We start from the raw sequence: 21,495 nt of genomic DNA on the forward strand, positions 1-21,495 counted from the left end.
TGTGATGCCGGCTCGGTGACTAATCAAACTTGCGGGAGGCGTTCAGATGGATCTGTTCAGCGATCAGGGGTTGTTCGGGTTCAGCTTTGCGCATGGCGCGCAGAACTTCACCGGCAACGATAAAGGCGGTGACCAACAAGCCGGAGTAAATAAACATGACAAAGCTGAAGTCCACGGTGTAGTTCCAGGGTCTGGCGATGCCGAGGTAGCAGGCAAATAACCAGGACGTGGTAGACAATGCACCGGTGAGTACCACCAGGATTTGTTCAAAGGTGGGGAGACCGAGCAGCCCGCGGCGTGAGGTGACACGTGGAAAGCTGTAGTAGTGCAGGGCGATACCGTTCAGGGTGAGCACTGACACTACGGTGAATTTGGCCCAGAGTTTTTCGTTCATCAGGTACTGCTGGGGGTTTTCGAGATAGCCGAGCAATACCAGGGCGAGGCCGGAGATCCACAGCAAAACCAGGGAGATAAACATGATTTCGGCGGACTTGGTGAGGTCTTTTACGGCACTGGAAGAGAGGGCGCCGCCTTTGGTTTTGGCCAAGGCCAGGTCTTGCATCAACAGGATGCCAACAGCCACGCAAGCGGCCAGGAGATGGGCATACACAATCAGGGTTTTAAACATAGTTGTCCGCGCCTTTGTTGTTGTAGTGGTCAAGTTGTTATTGGTTTTTGCTACATATGATTGCGCTAACAAAATCATCAGATACGATCAGGTCGAAAAAATTACAACGAATTTTTAAGTCCTAAAGTGATGATTCCTCTGCTTGCGCAAAAATTTAATTACAACTGGATGGCGAATCAGAAAAGTGCTGAACCTGCTGGTTAAGCGCACTTGTTTCCCTCGTTCTATCACGGCCTTTATAATTTTGGCGCCTTAATTATCCGTTTGGCGCTTGTTGTTTATAGCTAAAACTTCGGTGTTGAGACTTAAAACAATATCTTATGTTTATTGTTCCACAGTATCGTAAGTTGACAGCGCGATCAATTCACATTTTTTAATATACAAGGGGGTTTTTACTGGCTGGATATAATTATCTGTACTAACAGCGACTTTATTGAGGGTCTTTTATCATTGATAAAGTCGGTTTTTAAGTGTGATTGGTTGAAATTTAATAGGTGGCAATTTGTTTATTTATGGTAACAGGCAAGTTGCAAGGGGACGTCCAGTGACCTTAAGGCTGTCGCGTATACATACATAATGGTACTTAGGCTTAGTTGTTGTGGCTGTATGTTTAGGTTGAAAGTTCCCGCTCAAGGAGCAATTGTCCGAGAATCGAAACGATGACATCAATTACGGCCGTGCCCGGCGGTAATTGATTAACAAGGATGTTGCTGATGTTATTGATCGATTTTTCACCGTCAATCAGCGCAACAATAGCTTCAACAAGAGGGTGTGGTTGAGTCAAACGAAAATCCATTATAGGAATGGGTAGGTGATGCATGATCAACCATGAAGCAAGAACTCCTGGCGGTGGTTCTGAATTATTGCTTTTAGTTCTGGTGGCGGCAAAGCTCCACACCTGCTCTTCTCTTAGACGTGCTTCCATAGGAGATATCAAATATTGAGCTTGGTCAATGCGCTCTGCGGCAACTTCCATGTTTGCTAACGTAATAAACTCTTTGATTTCCTCGTGAGAATATTTAAGTTGGAGAGGGAGGTGACGTGTAAACAATAGTGGCCCAGTATTTAGCCAGCTCCCTTTTGGTGTTAATAAATTATAGATGATGCCAATTAGATCCCGGACGTCACCGCCATTTACGTCAATAAGCCAGGGTGTGAGGATTAAATCAAAGTTGCTTTTTGAAAGTGGCAAGTTCCATACATTAGCGCCCAAAAGAAACCAGTTGTGCGCATTCGATGTAGCATTATCGGGTGGCGTAATTGATTGTGTTAACGTTGTTGGAAATGATGCTTGCGGGAAAAGCTTAAATTCTCCAAATTGAAGCGCTTGTTGTTGTTTAATTAATTCATCAGCTGCGGCGAGGAGTAGCGGATTGCTGTCAACTGCTAATGTGAACTCTGGTTTTAAATGGTTGTGGAGATCCCAACTTAACCTTCCTGCACCTGCTCCAAGAACGAGAATATTTTTTGGTGTTTGAGGTAATTTGTCGAGTAATGACTTAATTCGCAAAAAAGCGTTGTGATTTTCTTCACTTGGCAATGAGACCGAATCCCAAGCCCAATCTCTGAAAATTAAATCGAAATACTCGCCCAAGTCGCCCGGGTTCATGCTGCTCAGTTGTTCATTGTATTCAGCAATGACTGATTTTTTTTCAAACAGTAATTTAATGCTGTCACGGTTGATTAAGTTGGCTTTATAGATGTCGGCAAGTCGTTTGCGTGTTGTCTCACTCAAGTCATAACGAGCAAGTGATTCCCTGATGTTATTTAGTCCTTGTTCTGCGTTGCCTAGTAGCGTTGCGATTTGATGTTGCCAGATTGTTTTCTGATGAAATCCTGCAGGAAAAAAGCAAGGTACGTTCCCCAAATTGAAAAAATCAGTTTCACAACGATTGCATTTTAAATTTTCAAAAACAAAACTCTCTTCAGAAGTTGCAAAACATTTTGGGCAGCAAAATTGATTGATAAGCTGAGCAGGAATTGCAATTTTTGAGGGCATAAATAAAAACCGATTTGTTTTAATGTTTGCGAATATCGCATCCTAAATGACTGGCAGGCAAAACAAAATAGTCTCCCTGAAAACAAAAGCGCCTTCTATCGTAAGCCGATAGAAGGCGCTTTAGAACAAGGCTTTTTTAAACTAATTACACTAAACCCAATGTGCTGCTGCCTAATGTAATACCGGTCAACCCCATTCCTTTTGGAATTGCGCCGTTCAGATCGTAGACGTTACCGCCCTGGCGAGCAGAATAGCCGCTGACGAAACCGGGCATCTGGGTTGCAACAATAAATGGACCATTGCCGGAGCTGTGATCCATACCATTACCCATACAGGTTACTTGTACAACAACGGTTGAGTTAATCAGCGGTTGGCCATCTGGCCCTGCTGTTTTACGTAACTTGTCGATCAGGTATGCCGGAACATCGTTGAGGTAACGCCACATTTCGACAAACGCGGCGTTGCTTGGTGCACCGTGACAAGCCTGGTGAGCATCCTGAGTCCAGGAGGTATTGTGACCCAACCAGTCACCTTGGTGGTTACCTAATTGCAGGGTCGCTACTTTGGTAATGCCGCACGCTAACGCAGCAACAACGATGTCAGCTTGGGATTTGCCAGTCGCTTGCATATTGGCAACGCTAGGAGTAATACCAGTGCCACAGTTAGTGGTTGTGGTAGAACCACTACTGCTGTTTGCGGCCGCTGTATTGGTTTTGATTTTTTTCAATGAGTCGATGTGCTCTTGATAACGAGCATATTCGTCTGAACTGAGTTTGGTTTTGATTTGTTCCAGCGCTCGCAATTGTGCATCGTAAGAGAGTGCATAAGTTGTGTCTGGAGTAGTTCCACCTCCGCCGCCAGAAGTTCCGCTAAATATATTGGACAATGCTTGAGTTGGGTTATCAGTACAAGGACCAATGTTGCTGCACAACGTACCGTTGGTGGTCGCTTTTGCTCCCAAGTAGATTGATGAGCGGGGCGTGCTAGTTCCTAATACGGCAGCAATGCGTTTATCCATGGTCGGTGAATTGTAATCAGTTACACCTAATGAGTTCATCGCAGTAGCGTGGCCGGATGTAATCACGTCGATTTGGCGGAAATGACAAATGCCGGAAACGTTGTAACCATCTGGACCGTAGGGGCGAGTAATTTGGTTCATTTGTGTGGCGCTACTTGGCATCCAAGTGCCAGAAGCGGCGCCGCTATTCAGATAACAAAAAACTACGCGCTTGTTGACGTTGGTTTGCGCCATTGCGTGACGGTTGGCGAGAATACCACCCAGCAGAGCGGAGCCGCGCAATAGTCCGGCAGAAATACCAGATTTAGCAATTAAATCCATAAAGCTACGACGATCTTGTTGGATAAATTGATCGCGATAACGCTTGTCGTGCTTTTCGTCATTTTTCAAATAGGTTTTCAGTGCTTCTGGTCCCGCTTCAAGTTTCTTGAAGTGTTCCATTGCCTCAAGCGCATCGTCTTCGGGCAAGTGGCGGAATCTACTATCAATCTTTTTCATAACCAAACCTCTTGGATTTAGAATTTTTTTCTGTTGGCTTTCCAGTTGAAGGGTGGGGGTTGCCCCCACCCGTTCAGTCTTAGCGACGGAAACGAATCACGTTAGACATACCGAGCTCTTTCAACATTGCGCGTGGGTTGCCATTGCTTCCGCTCAACTTGGTTTTGAGGGAGTCATTGATACAAGCCAATTGCGATTGTTGCTGAGTAGTCAACGCTTTCTCAGCGGTATCGTCCTGGAATTCGCGGCTCAGTGAATAACCGGTTGCGAAGCGGAATGATTTTTGGATCAAACAAGCGTTCACGCCTGGCAGGTTGTTGGCAACCATGATGCGACCCAAATCTTTAGAGCCGTTAAATGGTAAGCCAGGTGAACCAGTATCCTTCTCGTTATTTACTTCAGCGAAGCCAACTGTACCAACTCCATTCGCACCGAAGAGGCGACCACCGTTGTTAACCATGTTGATTTCAACGTTGTTGGTGCGTGCTTCGTTACCGTTCAGGTCCATAGCTTTTTGTACCACTTTGCCATTCACTACTGAGCGAGGCATACCAACGTTGTCGAAATCATCAATACCGAACAATGGGTTGATGATAGCGTTATGGCATTGATAGCAAGGTGTACCTTCTACCGCAGTTTGCATGTCGTAGAACTGGGTGGTAGTCAGGTTGCCAGCTTCCAGCGCTTTCTGTGCGTCAGCTGCTGCTTTGTCGCGCAATCCAGTTTTATCCTCAAATGAGGTAGGCAGTGGAATATTTTGACAGAGCATGTCTTGGCGTACGTGTACTGCGCGCTTGATGGGTGATGTACGGCCAGCGTGAGCGTACAGGGTCATGAAGGCGCCGGACGACAACACACCACCGCGTTTGGAGTTGGCAGTGTTAACCATACGCCAATCGGTGGTGCTAGTGCCGCCACCTGAAACCCCGTAGTAAGACGACAAAGTACTGTTTAGCATGGTGTAGTCGCCGGTATAAATATCGGTGAATGGCAGATTGTTGTAGAACGCGTATTTGTAAACTTCACGGATTTCTTGCGCCATGGAGTCTTTCACTGCTTGAGTGAAATTGCTGCCTGCGGTGCGAGTTACGTTAGCTACGTCATCAGTGCGGAACCAGAGTCCAGCAAAACGACCCATTTGTGCTTTACCCAAGTCTGAGTCGAGCAGGCGATCAATTTGTTGACCGAGGTTGGTTGCGTTTTCCAACTGACCGTTCGCTGCAGCAGTTAGCAACGTTTTGTCTGGGCCGCTACCTGTGTACATATACGCCAACGCAGAAGCAAATTCATATGGATCCAACGCGTAAGCAGTAGAGTCAGCTTGTTGGAAAATAGTGCTAGTACCCCAAGATTGTGAACGCGCTTGGCTAACTGGCAAACCCAGCTCAGTGCGATACAGGAATTGAGGAGACATTAACACTGTTTGAATTGCCCAGCGCAGGCCGGTAGATCCGTTACGAACAATAGCGGTGTACTCGGTTTTTTCGTCGTTAGTCAAAGGACGACGGAAAGCCAAGTATGCGAAATTGTCAATAAAGCTGGTAGCACATGTAGTTGACGTGGTATCGCTACAAGTGAACGGCAATGCACTGTTGTTAATTGCCCAAGTAGCTATGTCTGATGCGTTCTTCTGATAAGACAGTATGCGCGCTTCAGTTACTGGTTCAGTGGTGTGGTTTGGCAAGCTAGCAATCATTTTGTCCGGGTTGGCCAGGTCTTTCGATGCATAGTTTGCAGGCAGCGTCTTGCTAAACAACGCTTGCAGTGAGTTGTGGTATTCGAAAGAGGTCAACAATTTGACCGAACGCATACCGTATTTCACCGCCGACGAAGTATCACAGGCTACACCATTGTTTTGGTTTTTACCTCTGAGTGACCACAGGTAAGCAGCTAAGTGCTCACCGCAGTTTGCAGCGGTACAAGTAGCGTAAGAGCCCAGCATTTGTTGATTGATGAAACGAGCCAGCTCGCTCACGCTGGTTCCGGTGTAATTGCCGGCCGGGAAGTTTGCTGGGTGTTTCCATGCGTTCACGTCAAAGGTAACTATGCCGTCGGTAAAGCGTCCGTCGCCATCACTGTCTTTGTGGCAGCCTTGACAGCCGACAGTACCAAACAGATTTTTACCGGTAGTGGCATCACCAACAAAAGCTACACTACTAGAGCTGCGAGAGCTTACCGAAGTGGTAGTGCCGGTGCTGGAAGAGCTGGCAGAGGTAGTAGTTCCAGTGCTGCTCACAGACGAAGCCGATGCGCCACCGGTGAAGGTAACGGTAACCGCAGTCGTGGCCGCTGCCGGAACGCTGTCAGTGAAAGCGATGAGCTTGTAGTCATAGCTGCCGGAAGCAGTCAGAGCGTCCAAATAGCTCACACTGTTAGCATTGAGCTTGGAAGCAGTGTACCAACGACCATCAGCCCCTTTACGACGAACCAGGAAACCCGTTTCAGTCGCGCTGGCATCAGCCCAGTTCAGACTTGCGCCTGTAGTTACCGCTGTACCGGTTACGCTCAGCGGTGCAGATGGTGCAGTCGCCAGGCTGATCGCTGGGGTATTGCTCGGGTTGCTGTTGCTCAGGAACATCTTGAAGTACACAGGTACTTTCTCGCCGATGGTACCCAGGCTCATGAGATTGCGCAGGTATTCAACACCGTAATTGATATCGAAATCGGTAGAGTTGATGACGATTGGTTTTTTCGGTGAGAAAGACACGCTGCCGCTGCTGTTTTTCACAACCAGCGCATCAAACACAACTGACTTGACGATGCCGTGCAGCGTCAGGTTACCGGTCACTGATTGAATGGCAGTGCTACCAGCAGACATAGCTTCAATCGCTGCCAGGTCAAGCTGGGTAGTGAAGTGCAGGTTAGGCAGGTAGGCAGACTCAAAAATGTAGTCCTGCATACGGGTATCGCGCAGTGCGATACCGGTGCTGATGCTGCTCAGTGGGATAGTCAGTGTTGCTTGTCCAGACGGAGATACTGTGCCTTGCAACTGGGTGAAGGTGAAGTTTTCCGGTGTTTCGGCGCCGGTAGTGGCGTTTTTCTTCACGGTCACAAAGTGGAAGGTGGAGTTGGTGCCGTCCAACAACCAGCGGGCTGCTACACCGTTGTTCGCTGAGCTACTGCTGCTGGTGGCAGGAGTAGAGCTGCGGCTGGTGGCAACAGAGCTGGCACTGCTGGTGCTTGGAGTACTGCTGGCAGAACCGCCACAAGCTGCACCGTTCAATGTGAATGAGGTAGGCGCTGCCCCCGGGTTATTCACCAGGAAACCGAAAGAGGCAGTGCCATTGGCCGCCAGGTTCGGGTTGTACGGCGCATTCTTCACGCACACGTTTTTACCGCTCTGGGTGTATACACCGTCCCAGAGGTTGTTAATCACATCATTACCAGCATAGGTCCAGCACAATTCCCAGGAGGTCTTGGCGGCACCGGTGTTGGTCAAGGTCACTTTGTACTGAGCGCCAGATCCCCAGTTATTCACACTGGCAAAATCCACACTACAAGCTCCCTGGGCGGTAGCACCGCCGGAAGCCATGATGCCAAGCGCCACGCTGGTGGAGAGCATCGACAGTTTCAATAATTTTTTCATGATAGGTTCTCTCTAAGCTTCATCCAATTAACGGGCGTCAAAGACGAGCGCAAAGTCCACAGGAACCGCGGCACTGATGGAGGCGATAGCCACCGCTGCACGCAGCGCTTCCACACCGGCAGTCATGTTGTAGGTTTCTGCTTTGGTCAGCACCGGTGCCAGGGTTTGCACAAGGATGCGTGAGTTGGACAGTTTTTGGACGGAGACCTTGGTGGTGATGGTTCCGCTCACACCGTGCAGGTTGAGGCTGGCAGTGATATCGGTCGCCGCTGATTGGCCAACGGCCAGACCGCTGATCAAGGTGGCTGGAACAGTCACGGTGACAGTCGCGGTTGGGTAGGTCGCTGTTTCAAACAACATATCTTTCATGCGTTGATCGCGCAGTGCTACACCGGTGTTCACTGTGTTCAGGTCGATGGTCAGGGTGGCTACGCCAGCTGCACTGATATCGCCACTGATACTGGTGAAGTTATGCACTTCCACGTTGTGGGTGTTTTTGGTGGTGACGAAGTTCAGGTAAGAATCGGTAGTGTTCAGGGTCCAGGCGGCAGTGGTTGCAGCAGAAGAGCTGGAACGGCTGCTGGAGCTTGGTGCTACCGAAGAAGAAGGTACTGAACTGCTGGTCATAGCCACGCTGGAAGAGCTTGGTGCTACCGAGCTGCTGGACTTGCTGGAAGAGCTTGGCGCTACGGATGCTACAGAGCTGCTGCTGGCTGGTGGTGGAGTGGTACCACAACCGATTGGCTGGGTAGACACTACGATATCGTCCATCCATACGTCAGCGGTACGGCTGCTGAAGCTGTGGAAACCGAACATGACGTAGTTGAACTTGTCGCTCATCCAGTCAGCGGCCAGAGCGCCGTTGTTCCAATCAGATGCTGAAGTGATTGAGTGTACTTCAGTGCCATTCACACGCATTTTCAGGGTGTCATAGGCTTGGTCAGCCAGGTAATCCACTTCCACGCAGTACCAGGTATTGGCTGCCATTTGCGGGCCGCTCCACCATTGGCTTTGCTTGGGCGCGATGTTATCGCTTGGGATGTGGTTGGTACCTAACACGCCTTTGATTTGACCTACACGGATTTCATCGTTGGCATCGAAGGTTTTCTTGATACCGAAGATGTGTTCGTGGTTGTCGCCGGCCACATTACCCATTGGCACGCTCATATTCACGTAAGCACGGGTATAGAGACGTTGGGTGCCAGCTGGCAGAGCGCGAACCAGTTGCGCCGGTGCTGCGCCACCTTTGAAGTGAACAGACTTGGTACCGGTGTAAGCTTTGGTGGTATCAACCAGGGCGTATTGTGAACCTGAGGCGGTGTTGCTGTTGTTAGGCACCCAGCCGATGAAGTTCTGCCAACCGGCAGGTTGGGTGTTTGCAGTGCCGCTCTCGAAGGTATCGGAGAAGAGTACGCCGCCACCGTTGTTCACAGAGGAGGTGGTCGCGGTGCTGCTACTGGAGAACACGACAGCGACAGAGCTGCTGGACTTGCTGGAACTAGTCGCAGGTACTGATGAGCTGGTTGCTGGTGTAGAGCTGCGTGAAGAGGTTGACGGGGTAGAGCTGGTAACAGTGCCACCGTTGTTGGCAATCATCGCATTGCGTACCAGGGTACCGGACGCAGTCAGCTGAGCGCTGGTCCAGCCACCATTGGCGCTGGCATTAGGCACGAGCGCAGAAGAACCTTCGGCTTTGTCATTCAATGCCCAGTTGGCATTGCTGATACCGTTGGTTTTCAGGAAGCTCAACCAGGTGTTGGTTTCGGTTGTGTCTACAGCACCGGCACCGTCAGCATTCACTGAACCCCACTCGGTCACAAACAGTGCAATACCGCGGTTAAGTGCGGTTTGCGCTTTGTCGCGCAGGGATTGTTTGTGAGTACCAGCATAGAAGTGCAAGGTGTAAGCGATGTTGCTGTAGGCGGTGATTGGATCGTTAGCCGCTACATCAACGTCTTGAGACCAGTTAGGTGTGCCCACGATAATCAGGTTGTCCGGGTCAATTGCACGGATTTCCTTGATGACATCAGTAGCGTAAGGCTTGAGAACACCGCTCCAGGAGATATTCAACGGCTCGTTGTATACCTCATAAATCACGTTGTTGTAGTTACCGTACTTGGTAGCCATTTCTTTGAAGAAAGCGATTGCTGCTGCTTTGTTGTCTTCCGCGTGATGGGTGTGCCAATCGATGATCACATACATGTTGTTGGCAATAGCCGCATCAACCACGGTAGTGGCGCGGGTTTTGTTGGAAGAGTCGGTCAGGTAACCGCCAGTATCTTCAACACCCATAGCAACGCGAATCAGGTTGGCTTTCCAGTCGGACTTCAACCAGGACACAACTTGCGCGTTGTAGTACTTCTCGCCACCCCAACCGGTGTTACTCCAGAACAGGCTCATGCCTGACAGATTGGCGGGTTGGCCGTTGGCGGTTACTTTGTTGCCTTGAACAACCAGTGGTGCAACGCCTTGAGCCGTTCCGTTGGACGATGCTGTAGATGAACGAGAGCTTGACACTACTGCAGTAGAGGATGGTGCTGCAGAGGAAGTGGTAGTGGTTCCACCGCACACTGCGCCGGTGATCACCGGTACTTCAGCAGCCGCTGAGCCTTTGGAACCCTGGAAACCGAATTCAACGCTTTGACCGGCGGCAATGTTGCCATTCCAGCTCAGGTTGGTTGCGGTGTAAGGGTTGGTTCCGCTCAGGGTGGCGTTGTAGCTGGACGTTACACGGTTGTCGCCATTGTATTTCCAGCTAATGTTCCAGCCATTGATTGCGCTTGTCCCATCGTTAGTTATTTTTATCTTGGCATCAAATCCATTATTCCACTGGTTATTGACCACATACTGGCAACCAGCATAGGCCTGAGTGGAAAGAGTGGATACAGCCAGGGAGAACCCGGCCGCATAGAGAGAGCGCGTTAGCGCACCCGCTATACGAGGGTTGATCGCAGAGGCTTTAAAGCTACTCATAGTGTCTTCCTCGGAGGTAAATGCCGGCTTGCACCGGCAACGGTCATCAACATCGTTCTTGTTAAAACGGTTAAAACAAGGGGTAAAACAAAGCGATAAAACCAGGCGATGACAGAAACAGCGCTGTCATCGCCGCCGATCAGGCTGTGATGCCGGCTCGGTGACTAATCAAACTTGCGGGAGGCGTTCAGATGGATCTGTTCAGCGATCAGGGGTTGTTCGGGTTCAGCTTTGCGCATGGCGCGCAGAACTTCACCGGCAACGATAAAGGCGGTGACCAACAAGCCGGAGTAAATAAACATGACAAAGCTGAAGTCCACGGTGTAGTTCCAGGGTCTGGCGATGCCGAGGTAGCAGGCAAATAACCAGGACGTGGTAGACAATGCACCGGTGAGTACCACCAGGATTTGTTCAAAGGTGGGGAGACCGAGCAGCCCGCGGCGTGAGGTGACACGTGGAAAGCTGTAGTAGTGCAGGGCGATACCGTTCAGGGTGAGCACTGACACTACGGTGAATTTGGCCCAGAGTTTTTCGTTCATCAGGTACTGCTGGGGGTTTTCGAGATAGCCGAGCAATACCAGGGCGAGGCCGGAGATCCACAGCAAAACCAGGGAGATAAACATAATTTCGGCGGACTTGGTGAGGTCTTTTACGGCACCGGAAGAGAGGGCGCCGCCTTTGGTTTTGGCCAAGGCCAAGTCTTGCATCAACAGGATGCCAACAGCCACGCAAGCGGCCAGGAGATGGGCATACACAATCAGGGTTTTAAACATAGTTGTCCGCGCCTTTGTTGTTTTCTTTAATCAAAGTATATTTACCGATAAATGATTGCGCTAACATTTTTAAATCGTGACATATTCGATATATCCTCCCTTGGATTATCGAAACAGAATCATGACGCCAATGTTTGCAACAATTATTTGTAACTTGATGGTGAAGCTAATTAGTGTGTTTTCTACTGGAAAAGTCGCTTTTTTCTTTGGTAATTACTTTTTTGCCAGCAATGAAAAACATTGTTTTTTTGAATTAAGGTTTGAACATTCAGTAAACGAATTGCCGGTTGAATTCACACTTATATTTATTGGAACCAAAGTTAACGCAGATTGGTAGCGCGATCAAATAAAGATGCACAAGTATACAAGTAAAAAAATGGGTATATTTCAAAAAATACGTGAAATGGATGCTGATCTAGGCTTGTTTAAATTTACAGGTAAAAAAATGGTTTTAACCATGGCAGTTGACCTGTCGGAGTTAAATATTCCAGAGGGTTATTTATTAGCGCAGAAACCAATATCTGTAATGGATTTACCAAGACCTCAAGTCGCGTTCCATTCAAGGCGTTTCAGCTTGTTTTGCTGCTCATTTGTATGACAGAAGCCTCCCTAGCGTTGCTAATAGTGCCGGCAATAACTATACCTGTTTGCCAAACTACCGCCGGCGCTCCGTTATTGGTGACGGGCACCCCCGCGCAATTACCTGAGTTGCAGTCGCTGGTTACCTTCTTGCACACAGTAACTTGCCCTAATTCGAGATCGAGCTCCCAACGCTAGAAACTACCCAATATCTGTTTGATATGGAGCTGCTGCTTGGTACAGGGCTGTTAGTCGTGGTAAAGCTTGAGGGGCTTCTGCCCGAGCTACTTGCAGTCGAGCTGGGTGATTTAGATGTCGCGACTACACTTAATGACATGGGCTGGCTGTTATAAGTCGAACGTTAAATGCAGCTCTTATTGTTCTCATAACCTCAACCGCTTTGTGTGCACAGGCTGTTGCATCGCGACCACCCGCTAACCAAATAACAAAAGGGGCTTTGAAACGGCGAGCTGAGGGGGAGGTTCGCAGCAGGAGATACCTTGAAGGTCGGGTCCTTGTCGGAGCGATCTACTTCTACAATTGAACCTGCACGCAAACAAGAAATTACAATCCATGTGCTTCCAAGCGCCGTTGACACAAAAGCTGCTGTTGTATCACCCAGCGCCCAAACAATGTTGCGTCCATCGGCGGATGAGGCGGCGTTGCCACCAGACATTGCGCCTGTAGCTGCCTTGTCATCAGTTACTCCCTGCTAACGTGGAAAGCGTTGTACCTCCGGTGCCCTGCGCGGTTAGATTCTCACTACCTTAAACATAGTGGCACCAATGCCATACATGAGGTGGTTGGAGTTGTATGTGGAGGCAATTTCAACGGGTTCGTTCATCCGCCCCAGTTTGCCGGTAGGTGCTGCCGGGTTATTTGAACATGTAACGCCGAAATTAAGCCAAGGCACCTCAGATATGTCCAAAGTATAGCGTTGGGTTTTACTCCGGTAACCAGCCCAATCCCAAATACGAGTCCAGGTTGCGCCTCCATCAGTGATGCAGAAGAAAATGGCGTCTGGCCACCAGAAAGCCTGTGGGACAACCATCAGGGTTTTCGGTTTTTTTCGATAGATCGTCAAACTGTTATAACCGAAATAAAGGTCTGAACCACTGGAATGGCGCCGTTGTTTGGGGGCTAGTTATTGGTATGCATGCCAGTGGCGGCATAGAGTCGGTTAGTGTCAACTGAATTGGTCGATATTCTGGGGGCGCCGTTCCAGCTCCAGTTATCCCAGCCAACCCAATCGAGCAACGGAGTTCATTTCTTATTGGTTTTGTCCCAACGATAGGCACTGCCTATGGCTGTACGTCCATAAATCAAATTTGGCTCTTTCTGGTTAAATAGGGTGCGGGGCACAAAACCTCCGTCATCCATACGAACACTGTTCCAGTTATAGGTTTCAGTGCGGGCAGCAAGGTAGACGGTGGCGATTAATGCACCACCTAAAGGGCTGGCAATAGCTAGGCTAAGAAATCAGCGTAGATTTAAGGTAATTTTTCGCTATTTAGAACGACTTTAAGTAATTTAACAATTCAAAAAATTTTCAAATTTCTAAAAATAAAATCGAAGGTTTTTTTGATTTTTGTTATTCGGAAGGTTGTTTTTGGGAGGGCTAAAAGCGTTAAAAATGCCCCAAAACAAGGATTTTTTAGGTTTTAAATAAATGATGGGGGCAAAGGTAAGACGACTTCTTTTAAAAATAATTTTTCTTTAAAGCTAATATTTTTTTGTTTGGTCGATGTGGTGCACAACAAAAGTCTGCGTCTTTGATATTGAGTGGTTGTTCCTGCGAAGTCTAAGGAGTGCAACTAAAGCGAATCGGACTTTAATTTTCAAATATAACGGAAATTTCATTTGCGGGTGAGTGATATTTATCACATAAATTCAGTGTTTGTGGAAAAATCAGACAATTTTAATATAAGGGGTTGCCAATTCCGAATATTTGCAATACTTTTGGCGAATTGAATTGACAGCGCTGTTTTGCATCTCGACCTGTTGTTTTTATATATTAAAAAATCATCAGTAAAAGCTAATAAGTATAAAAAGATTCAAGTGTTCCAAGCGCTGTCCTGCCAATGATGTCTCTATTAACCCTGTCTGTTTGTTTCATTAGCCTGAAGAAGTTAAAAATTTGTTGTAAATGCCTTGAGGCATAGCGTGGCGCTTAAATGATAGCGCTGCCAAGCTGTAAGTTTTCTTCATGTGTACAAGTGTGCAGTGAGATATTTTTCGCAGAATGGAATTGCTGAATAGTAGGATAATAACGTTAATGTTTTTGTGTTTCCCTTCAGCATTCCTCACTAGAAATATATGCAGTTTTGACGATTTATGGTGTTTTTACCGTTCGTTTTCAATGAGCGGTAATGGTCACTTCATAGGTCGGTTGGTGTTGTTTCAACACCTTCATTTCAAATAAAGATTCAAACGATACTAACAATAATAACCGCGAGAAATTGTTAAAAGATTAAGGTAGCGCTAACAAGCCTTTATCTTTCAGCCCCGATGGAATGAACAACCACAGCCGTTTTGTGGTGCCTTGCAGGAAGTAAGGAACATAAGCGCCTGTAGTAGAAGGCGCCGAATAATAACGAGAGCTTACAGCTCTACTCACTGGAATCCAGGAGAACTTCAATGATGACTCCAACAAGAAAAACCTTAGGTCTGGCGATTGCGCTGGGTCTTGGTTTGTCGGCAGCTGGCCAAAGTGCTAATGCTGCTTGTACTTACAAAATTAGCAATGAGTGGTCTACCGGTCTGACCGGAGAAATTATTGTTACTAACAGCGGTAGCTCAGCGGTAAACGGGTGGTCCGTGGGTTGGCAATATACTACCAATCGCCTGACCGGCTCATGGAATGCACAGGTTAGCGGCAGCAACCCTTACACTGCATCCAACGTGAGCTGGAACGGCACCCTGCAACCCGGTGGCAGTGCGACATTTGGCTTTCAAGTTGATAAGCGCGGCGGTTCTGCCGAAATGCCAACTCTGACTGGCAGTATCTGCTCTGGTACTCCACCAGTAACTACCAGTTCCTCTGCACCTTCAAGCATTGCTGTGACCAGCACCTCACGTTCAAGTAGCAGCACTCCAATAGTGTCAGGTGAGCAGTGTAATTGGTACGGCTCCTTGCAACCTCTATGTGCTACTACCCAAAGCGGTTGGGGCTATGAAAATGGCAAGAGCTGTGTGTCTCGCACAACCTGTGCTGCACAACCAGCACCCTATGGTGTAGTTGGAACAACCAGTTCTGTTCCTCGTAGTTCAAGCGTACCTGCTACTTCAAGCTCCCGCCCAAGTAGTTCCAGCACGCCAGCAACTTCCAGCTCGCGTCCGAGTAGTTCGAGCGTGATTTCAACGTCTACCTCTCGTAGCTCAAGCAGCGTGTCTTGCTCGGAAGGCAATAATCCATCTTGTTACACCAGTTCATCTCGTCCGAGCAGCTCAAGTGTTCCGGCGACCTCCAGCAGCGTTGTTGCAACCTCAACATCGCGTAGCTCAAGCAGCGTGGCCACGACATCACGTTCAAGCTCAAGTGTTCCTGTTGGTCCTCGTTTGGATAACCCATTTGTTGGTGCTAACTGGTACGTAGATCCAATTTGGTCAGCCAAAGCGCAAGCTGAAACTGGCGGTTCAAAAGTTTCTGGTTACAACACTGCTGTGTGGATGGACCGTATCGGAGCTATTGAGCCAACTGATGGTTCTTACGGATTGCGTGATCACCTGAATGCTGCGCTCGCGCAAAACGCTAACGTAATTCAAGTTGTTGTTTACGACCTGCCCAACCGCGATTGTAAAGCGCTCGCGTCTAATGGCGAGTTGAAGCAAGGTGTTGAAGGTTCAACTCGCTATCGCACTGAGTACGTTGACAAGATCGTGTCAATTTTCTCGGATCCTAAATATGCAAGCCTGCGCATCATTGCGATCATTGAACCAGATTCATTACCAAACCTGGTAACTAACCTGAACGATCCTGATTGCCAGGCGGCAACTGATCCAACCTACGGTTACATTGCCAACACTCGTTATACGCTGAGCAAGTTGTATCCGTTGACCAACGTTTACTCCTACGTAGATATCGGTCACTCAGGCTGGTTGGGTTGGGATGACAACTTCGGTAAAGCAGTGACTTTGATTGGCGATGCAATCAAAGGTGCTACCGGTGGCGTTAACTCAGTGGCTGGTTTTGTATCTAACACTGCAGGTTATACCCCACTGTACGAACCATTCCTGGATTCACTGGCTAACAGCGCGTTCCCAGGTAGCGGTGGCGGTACTCAAACCCGTCAGGCAACTTTCTTTGAATGGAACCCTTACTTCAGCGAAGTGGCCTTCGTTCAAGCATGGCGTACTCGCATGATTGCTGCTGGCTTCCCTGCAACAATCGGTATGTTGGTAGATACCTCACGTAATGGTTGGGGTGGTCCGAACCGTCCAACTGCTGCTTCAACCAGCACTGTATTGGATACCTTCGTAGACCAATCTCGTGTTGATAAGCGTACCCATCGCGGTAACTGGTGCAACCAGAAAGGTGGTATCGGTGAGCGCCCACAAGCGACCCCAGCACCAGGTATCGATGCTTATGTGTGGGTGAAACCACCAGGTGAGTCAGATGGCGCTGCGTCTTTGGAATTGTCTTTCGATCCACAAGATCCAGCTAAAGGCTTTGACCGTATGTGTGACCCAACTTACACCTATAGCGCAGGCAATAGCACTGTGGCAACCGGTGCGTTGGCAAATGCTCCTGTAGCAGGTCGCTGGTTCAAAGAAGGCTTCACTGTACTGGTGAACAACGCTTATCCAGCATTGCAATAAACGCGTCGAGTGAGAGTGAGCCCAGGACAGGCATTTGGAGAGATGCCTTGGTCACGGACGACTACTTTGTGAAATGAAGTCAGATAGAAAAACTTTTCACGCTCACACTTTTTATCTGATTTCGCGTGTTACCCCTGAAACAACTGTGACTTTTCCGGCCTTCACCTTGTGATGGCCGGATTTTTGTTTTATGGGATCTTGAAATTAGTGGTCGAAATTTTTTTATAGGAAATATTTTTCTTACAAGTGATTCCTACAAAAAAATTTTTGAAATAAAAATGCTTTTTTATCTAGGTCAGCACACAGGAGCTCATTTGATTCAAGGACATGAGTCATCCATAACAAATAAAAAATTTTTCATTAACTATCAGGAGACTATGACCATGCAGTCTGCGTTTTTTAGAAAAACGCTGGGAGTTGCAGTGGTTGCTTGTAGCGGTATTTGGGCACAGCAATCACTCGCGCAATCAGCGAATTGTAGTTACAGCATTAGCAATGAATGGAGTACCGGCGCCACCGCCGCTATTACAATTACCAACACCAGCACCACCGCAATTAATGGCTGGACAGTGGGATGGCAATATGCCACCAATCGACTGTCAGGATCCTGGAATGCGAACGTTTCTGGTAACAATCCTTACACGGCTAGCAACTTGAGTTGGAATGGCAGTATTCCGCCAGGTCAAAGCGTGCAATTCGGGTTTCAGGTGGACAAGCGTGGTGGCAGCGCTGAACGCCCGACCATTACCGGCAATATTTGCGGTGGTGCGAGGTCCTCTGCACCAAGTTCAGCACCGAGTTCAGTCGCAGTAAGTAGTGTGAGAAGTTCATCCAGCATTGCAGTTAGCAGTAGTGTAAGGAGTTCAACGGTATCCAGTGCGATTAGCGGGCAGCAATGTAATTGGTACGGAACTATTTATCCTCTGTGTGTGAACACCCAAAATGGTTGGGGCTATGAAAACAACAAAAGTTGTATTTCACGGACTACTTGCGCATCACAGCCTGCGCCTTGGGGAATTGTTAGCGGCAGTAGCTCGCAGATTCTTCCGTCAAGCAGCAGCCGTTCAAGTTCTTCAGCGATGCTGTCGTCTGTTAGTTCTTCTTCGTTAGCTCCGTCTTCCTCTTCTGCGCCTTCTTCAGTGGCGAGTTCATCCAGTTCTTCTGTGGCGTCTTCTGTAGTTGTTTCAAGCTCCTCTGTGGCGTCCTCTGCAGTTGCGTCCAGCTCTTCGGTGGTGACATCAAGCAGCTTGGGTACTTCCAGCTCGGTGAGTTCATCGATCGCAAATAATATTGCAGTCAATGGCGATGTAGAAAGTGGTACCACAAATTGGGGTACCCGCGGCGCGGCGACTATCGTTCAAAGTACGGCGGATCGTTATGCAGGCAACGCAAGTTTGTTTGTCAGCGGCAGAACGGCCTATTGGAATGGTGCAACATTTAGCGTAAAAGCTTTAACCGCAGGTAACTCCTATGAAGTTGCCGCTTGGGTTAAGTTGGCTCCGGGAGAATTGCCGGAAACCATCAAACTCACTGGTAAATTGGTTGATGATACGGATACCGCGACTTACAACGAATACACTGAAATTGCCAGTGCACAAGTCAGTGCGAATGGTTGGACTTTACTGCGCGGTACCTATACGCCAAGTGGAGCGACGCCATTTGAATCCTTTATCGTTGAATCGGTTGATGGATCAGTTAATGTTAGCTTCTTCGTTGACAATTTCTCTGTGGCAGGCGATGTAAGTGAGCCACCACCAGTGCCTGTTGGCAGCGGACTTTCCAGTCTGGTTAATTTCCCGATTGGTGTTGCAGTTGCCGCGGGAAGTGGTGCTGCAGATATCTTCACCAATACTGCGCGTCAAAATATTGTGCGTGAAGAATTCAGCCAAATCGTTGCTGAAAATATTATGAAAATGAGCTACATGTATTCCGGTGGCAATTTCTCATTCACCAACGCAGATCGTCTGGCAAATTGGGCTGCAAGCAATGGCAAATCTTTGCATGGTCATGCGTTGGTTTGGCACCCGAGCTATCAGCTGCCAACCTGGGCTACTGATACCAATGCCAACTTCCGTACTGACTTCGCACGTCACATTGATACCGTTGCCGCGCATTTTGCGGGCAAGGTAAAAAGCTGGGACGTGGTAAACGAAGCATTGTTTGATGCAGCGGATGACGACGGTCGCGGCTCAGCGAACGGCTATCGTCAATCGGTCTTCTATCGTCAATATGCTGGCCCGTCATATATCGATGAAGCCTTCCGTCGCGCGCGCGCTGCGGACCCAACGGCGGAGTTGTATTACAACGATTTCAATACCGAAGAAAACGGAACCAAAACCACTGCATTAGTAAATTTGGTCCAACGCTTGTTAACTAATGGCGCACCTATTGATGGTGTTGGTTTCCAAATGCACGTGATGAATGACTATCCGTCGATTGCCAACATTCGTGCATCATTGCAGAAAATTGTTGATCTGAGTCCAACGCTCAAAATCAAAATTTCTGAATTGGATGTGCGTATTAACAACCCATACGATGGCAACACTAATAACGATTTTAAGAATCGCAGTGACTGTGCAATTTCATGTACGGGCCTTGATCGTCAAAAAGCGCGCTACAAAGAAATCATTCAGGCTTACTTGGATATAGTTCCACCCGCACGTCGTGGTGGTGTTGTGGTTTGGGGGATTGCAGATCCGGACAGTTGGTTCTATACCAATCAAAATTTGCCGGATTGGCCGCTGATGTTTAACGACAGCTTGCAGAAAAAACCTGCGTACCAAGGCGTTGCAGAAGCTCTGGCGACAGTACCGCGCGCCAGTTCGAGTGCGGCAACCTCTAGCTCGCGTCCAAGTAGTACCAGTGCAACCAGTTCTTCAAGGTCGTCTCCACCGAGTTCAAACAGTTTCAACTCAACCTGTTCTACCGGATTTAACCCATCATGCGCGAGCATGCCTGCGACCTCAAGCAGCCTGGCGATGACCTCCAGCTCGCGCAGTTCAAACAGTGCGGTGATTAGCTCGAGCTCGCGCTCAAGTGTTGCTGTAACCCCTGGCGTGCGTTTGGATAACCCATTTGTTGACGCGCGCTGGTACGTTGATCCAATCTGGTCGGCAAAAGCACAAGCTGAAACCGGTGGTTCAAAAGTGTCTGGTTACAACACCGCTGTGTGGATGGACCGCATAGGCGCAATAGAGCCAACCGATGGCAGCTGGGGGCTGCGCGATCACCTCGATGCAGCGCTTGCGCAAAACGCAAACGTTATTCAGGTAGTGGTTTATGACTTGCCAAACCGTGACTGTAAAGCGCTGGCGTCTAACGGTGAATTGAAGCAAGGCGTTGAAGGTTCGACTCGCTATCGCACTGAATACGTCGACAAACTTGTTTCAATCTTCTCTGATGCGAAATATGCAAGCCTGCGTATTATCGCAATCATCGAACCGGATTCGCTGCCAAACCTGGTTACCAATCTGAGCACGCCAGCCTGTCAGGAAGCAGCTGACACAACCTACGGTTACATTGCTAACACCCGTTACACCTTGAGCAAGTTGTACCCGTTGACCAACGTTTACTCCTACGTAGATATAGGCCACTCAGGCTGGTTGGGTTGGACCGACAACTTCGGCAAGGCGGTTACCCTGATTGCTGACGCCATCAAAGGTGCAACTGGTGGTGTTAACTCGATCGCCGGTTTTGTTTCCAATACCTCTGGCTACACTCCCTTATACGAACCCTTCCTGGATTCACTGGCTAACAGCGCATTCCCGGGCAGCGGTGGCGGCACTCAAACCCGTCAAGCCAAGTTCTATGAGTGGAACCCCCAGTTCAGTGAAGTTGCCTTCGTACAAGCATGGCGCACAGCAATGATTGCCGCTGGTTTCCCATCTTCAATCGGTATGTTGGTAGACACCTCACGCAATGGTTGGGGCGGTGCTAATCGTCCAACGGCGCAGTCAACCAGCACCGTGTTGGATACCTTTGTTGATCAATCGCGTATTGACCGTCGTGCTCATCGCGGCAACTGGTGTAACCAACCCGGCGGTGTAGGCGAACGTCCTCAAGCGGCGCCAGCAGTGGGTATAGATGCATATGTGTGGGTTAAACCACCAGGCGAGTCTGATGGTGCGGCATCGAAAGAATTATCGTTCGATCCATTAGATCCAGCAAAAGGCTTTGACCGTATGTGTGATCCGACTTATACCAATGCGGCTGGCACCACTACGGGTGCGATGGCGAACGCGCCAGTAGCTGGTCGTTGGTTCAAAGAAGGTTTCCAAGTGTTGATTAACAACGCTTATCCGCCTTTGCAATAATTCGACACCGAGGTGTTGAATAAAAAAACTCCCGGCCTAAAAACCGGGAGTTTTTTATTGATGAGTTCTAAAAATCTGCGTGAGCCCGGCCTCTGCGTGATGCTATCAACACGCGAATCTTTTTAAAAATTAAATATTTTGTGCGTAAGAATGCGGTTTTTTTTATTGAAAAGTGAGATTCTTGCGCAACGGTAAAAATATTTATAGGTTAACGTTTGTTTCCTAATAAAAATAACAGTTCGATTGTTTTAAATTTGAATTTTTTTGCTCCATTTGTTTTCAATAATAAAAAATATCGTATCCGGTCACT

At 48.4% G+C, this 21,495-nt stretch carries 9 protein-coding genes; 2 read left to right on the top strand and 7 right to left on the bottom strand.

Features of this window, described 5'->3' with window-relative positions:
• Positions 1-19: 19 nt before the first annotated feature.
• From D0C16_RS00960 to D0C16_RS00995, 7 genes are all read right to left on the bottom strand, one after another.
• On the bottom strand, positions 20-628 hold the full coding sequence (locus D0C16_RS00960; RefSeq protein ID WP_151030602.1) for a DUF2214 family protein: 609 nt from the start codon (positions 626-628) through the stop codon (positions 20-22).
• Positions 629-1,238: 610 nt separating this feature from the next.
• Complete coding sequence (locus D0C16_RS00965; protein WP_151030603.1) at positions 1,239-2,627, bottom strand: hypothetical protein; 1,389 nt, start codon at positions 2,625-2,627, stop codon at positions 1,239-1,241.
• A gap of 145 nt (positions 2,628-2,772) precedes the next feature.
• Entirely contained in the window at positions 2,773-4,143 is a 1,371-nt protein-coding gene (locus tag D0C16_RS00970; RefSeq protein ID WP_151030604.1) for a DUF1552 domain-containing protein, read from the bottom strand.
• A 79-nt stretch (positions 4,144-4,222) separates the two neighbouring features.
• Positions 4,223-7,729 (bottom strand): DUF1592 domain-containing protein, encoded by a 3,507-nt coding sequence (locus tag D0C16_RS00975; RefSeq protein WP_151030605.1) that lies wholly within the window; start codon positions 7,727-7,729, stop codon positions 4,223-4,225.
• Positions 7,730-7,756: 27 nt separating this feature from the next.
• Positions 7,757-10,702, bottom strand: a complete 2,946-nt coding sequence (locus tag D0C16_RS24300; protein WP_225318854.1) for a cellulase family glycosylhydrolase — start codon at positions 10,700-10,702, stop codon at positions 7,757-7,759.
• A gap of 164 nt (positions 10,703-10,866) precedes the next feature.
• Positions 10,867-11,475, bottom strand: a complete 609-nt coding sequence (locus tag D0C16_RS00990) for a DUF2214 family protein (protein ID WP_151030606.1) — start codon at positions 11,473-11,475, stop codon at positions 10,867-10,869.
• A gap of 1,330 nt (positions 11,476-12,805) precedes the next feature.
• Complete coding sequence (locus tag D0C16_RS00995) at positions 12,806-13,105, bottom strand: hypothetical protein (RefSeq protein WP_151030607.1); 300 nt, start codon at positions 13,103-13,105, stop codon at positions 12,806-12,808.
• Positions 13,106-14,691: 1,586 nt separating this feature from the next.
• Between D0C16_RS00995 and D0C16_RS01000 the strand changes: the two genes are divergently transcribed.
• A complete protein-coding gene (locus tag D0C16_RS01000) occupies positions 14,692-16,872 on the top strand; it encodes a glycoside hydrolase family 6 protein (protein ID WP_151030608.1) in 2,181 nt (726 codons plus the stop codon).
• Between the two features lie 383 nt (positions 16,873-17,255).
• Positions 17,256-21,185, top strand: a complete 3,930-nt coding sequence (locus D0C16_RS24305) for an endo-1,4-beta-xylanase (RefSeq protein ID WP_370458201.1) — start codon at positions 17,256-17,258, stop codon at positions 21,183-21,185.
• The last annotated feature ends 310 nt before the right edge of the window (positions 21,186-21,495 follow it).

It is taken from the genome of Cellvibrio sp. KY-GH-1, assembly GCF_008806975.1.
GTDB lineage: Bacteria > Pseudomonadota > Gammaproteobacteria > Pseudomonadales > Cellvibrionaceae > Cellvibrio.